Source organism: Desulforhabdus sp. TSK (genome assembly GCF_022836495.1).
GTDB lineage: Bacteria > Desulfobacterota > Syntrophobacteria > Syntrophobacterales > Syntrophobacteraceae > Desulforhabdus.
In genome coordinates this window covers 1-391 of record NZ_BQXM01000203.1, presented here as the reverse complement: position 1 = coordinate 391, position 391 = coordinate 1, and the positions used below count along the sequence as shown (strand labels likewise).

The window sequence follows — 391 nt, the reverse complement described above, 5'->3', positions numbered from 1 at the left end:
CTCCGAGGAGGTGGAGTTCGCAGTCCGCAAGATCGTCCGGAAGCTGCTGCACACCCCCACCGTCCGTGCCCGGGAGCTGGCCGCCGAGGGCCGCACCGAGGACTATGTGAAGGCGCTGGAGGATGTCTTCGGCCTGGAGGTCGCCCCGCGCGAACAGGCCGTTCCGGCGGACTCCGAGCGGCGCACCCCGGCCAAGCGCCGCCGCGCGGAGGACTTCTCCCCCGCCGAGCTGGCCCAGATGGCCGCCTACCTGCGGCAGGTGCCCAGCGGCGGCTTCTGCCGGCACCACCGGCCCGGCGACTTCAATGTGGAGCGGCTGGACGCCGTGCGCCACATCCAGCCCGCCGAGCCGCTGCCCAAGGCCGGCTGAGCAGGCGCCGCCAGGCGCCAC

Annotated in this window: 1 pseudogene; it reads left to right on the top strand. The window is 74.2% G+C overall.

What is annotated here, in order from left to right:
* Nucleotides 1–370 (top strand): annotated as a pseudogene (locus tag MWC30_RS22110) (glutamyl-tRNA reductase); the annotation flags it as partial.
* Nucleotides 371–391 lie beyond the last annotated feature (21 nt).